Origin of the sequence: Stenotrophomonas sp. 2YAF22 (assembly GCF_052114665.1) — a bacterium.
In the GTDB taxonomy this organism is placed as follows: domain Bacteria; phylum Pseudomonadota; class Gammaproteobacteria; order Xanthomonadales; family Xanthomonadaceae; genus Stenotrophomonas; species Stenotrophomonas indicatrix.
The window spans coordinates 1-1,977 of the sequence record NZ_JBFRFE010000711.1 but is presented as its reverse complement, the minus strand read 5'-3'; the positions used below and the strand labels follow the sequence as shown (position 1 = coordinate 1,977).

At 65.7% G+C, this 1,977-nt stretch carries 2 protein-coding genes and 1 pseudogene; 1 reads left to right on the top strand and 2 read right to left on the bottom strand.

From position 1 onward, the window contains the following. Positions 1–278: 278 nt before the first annotated feature. Positions 279–1,211 (top strand): ABC transporter six-transmembrane domain-containing protein, encoded by a 933-nt coding sequence (locus tag AB4Y84_RS20265; protein WP_442250780.1) that lies wholly within the window; start codon positions 279–281, stop codon positions 1,209–1,211. A gap of 15 nt (positions 1,212–1,226) precedes the next feature. On the opposite strand, the gene AB4Y84_RS20260 is transcribed toward AB4Y84_RS20265, so the two are convergent. Together AB4Y84_RS20260 and AB4Y84_RS20255 are read right to left on the bottom strand one after the other, a co-directional pair. Next, positions 1,227–1,652, bottom strand: coding sequence for a nuclear transport factor 2 family protein (locus AB4Y84_RS20260; RefSeq protein ID WP_312785755.1), 426 nt, complete (start codon positions 1,650–1,652; stop codon positions 1,227–1,229). Positions 1,653–1,659: 7 nt separating this feature from the next. Beyond that, positions 1,660–1,977 (bottom strand): annotated as a pseudogene (locus AB4Y84_RS20255) (hypothetical protein); the annotation flags it as partial.

Sequence of the window (1,977 nt, the reverse complement as noted above, 5' to 3'; positions counted from 1 at the left end):
GTCATCGGATTCGCATGCATGCGTAGGCGCTTGAAGGGAGGTGGGAAAAGGGCCCTTAAGATACCCGATGGCAGGGGCTCGATTGCCGATGGATGCCGAGCCTCGCCCCGGGTCGAGCTCCCCTGGCCGGTGCACACCCGTCGCTGAATGCTGCCAGCATCTCCACGCAATCTCCATCGCTCCTCCATGCTCCCTCCAAAGGACTGCAGATACTGGCAGCGATCAGGGGAAATGCCTCCATCGATCCCCTGCCCCATCCTCGATCTGCCCAGGTCCCCATGAAGCCCCCACACGATCCGGCCGTCGCAGCCGGCAGCATCGGCCAGCAGAATGCGGCCGCCACCCTGAAAGCCATCCTGCACACCTACCCCTGGCAGCTCACTGGCACCTTTTCGCTGGTGGCGCTGGAGAATGCGCTGCTGCTGGCCTATCCGCTGTTCGCCGGCTTCGCGGTGGACGCGATCATCCGTGGCAACGTCGGCCATGCCATTTCCTACGCCGGCGTGGTGCTGCTGTTCTGGCTGGTAGGCGCCGCCCGCCGTGCGGTCGATACACGCACCTTCACCCGCATCTACGCCGATCTGGCGGTAAACGTGGTGCAGGCGCAGCGGCGCCTGGGCCAGGCCACCTCCACCTCGGCGGCGCGGGTGGTACTGGCCCGCGAGTTCGTCGACTTCTTCGAGAAGCACGTGCCGATCATCGCCACTGCGCTCGTTTCCATGTTCGGCGCGGCGGCGATGCTGCTGGCAATCGAACCCCTGGTGGGGGCCGCCAGCCTCATCGCCCTGCTCGGTGCGCYGGTGTTGCTGCCCTCGTTCGCTCGCCGCAACGAGCAGTTGCACGGCCGCCTGAACAACCGGCTGGAGCATGAAATCCGGCTGGTCGACCGGGTCGGCCCGTCGGTACTGCGCCGCCACTACCGCACCCTGTCGCGACTGCGCATCCTGCTGTCCGATCGCGAGGCTGGTGCCTTCGTGGTGGTCGGCGCGGCTGCTGCGGTGCTGTTTGCCTTGACCATCGGCCGCCTCGCCACGACCGATGGCGTGACCCCTGGCCACGTCTATGCGGTGATGACCTACCTGTGGACCTTTGTCGGCAGCCTGGACGATGCACCGTCGATGGTCGACCAGCTGGCAAGGCTGAAGGACATCGGCCGCCGGGTCAGCCCGGGAATGGAGGATGCGGAGAACAACGTCCACCCCGGGCCATGAGTCACCGCCGGCTGTCTAGGCGATTGTCTCCATTGCTGCGGGCAGAGCGACAACCGAGCCGCCCAGCACTTGCCAGACACCGGCCGTCTTGCCCCAGAAGCGGCAGTACCTGAAGCGGCCAGAGAAGGCTGCGCCATCGAAGGTTCCGGCCAGGTCCGCAGTGGTGAGTGCAACAGCGGTTTGATCATGCAGGGCAATCTCCACCGATTGCCATTCGGCCATGCTCAGCTTCTGGCGCCCTGAACGATGCAGGGCCAGATCATCCTGCTTGCCAAACACTTCGCCCGAAGGCCCCACAAAGATCAGGGCGTCTGCAATCAGGCCATCCAGCGCGGCCACGTCGCTGGTGAGCATCGCGATGCGCAGCGCTTCTTCGAGCTGCCGTATTTCAGTGTCCATGCCGGCTCCATGGTAGTTGGGCGATTGCTGCGTCAGTGACAACCTGCCATCACTGCCGATGGGCTTCGGGCGCCAGGGTATGGATCACCCTGCCCTGCGCGTCCAGGAACTCGATGGCCCCGTAGCCTTCCGGCGTTACGGTCAGGCGCAGCCTGGCGCGGTCCTGTTGATCGTTCAGCGCGATGGCGGGGGTGCCATCGGCTGCCACCGCCATCTCGATGCGTGTTGGCGTCTGCACCCCCGGAATCAGGCGATTGTCCAGCCGCGGCTCGCGAATCAGCGGCGGCGCCTGGTTGATCGAGAACCGCACGTCGCCGTCGGGCGACACGCGCCAGCCAATTGCATCCATGGCCGGGTGGTCAAGCGC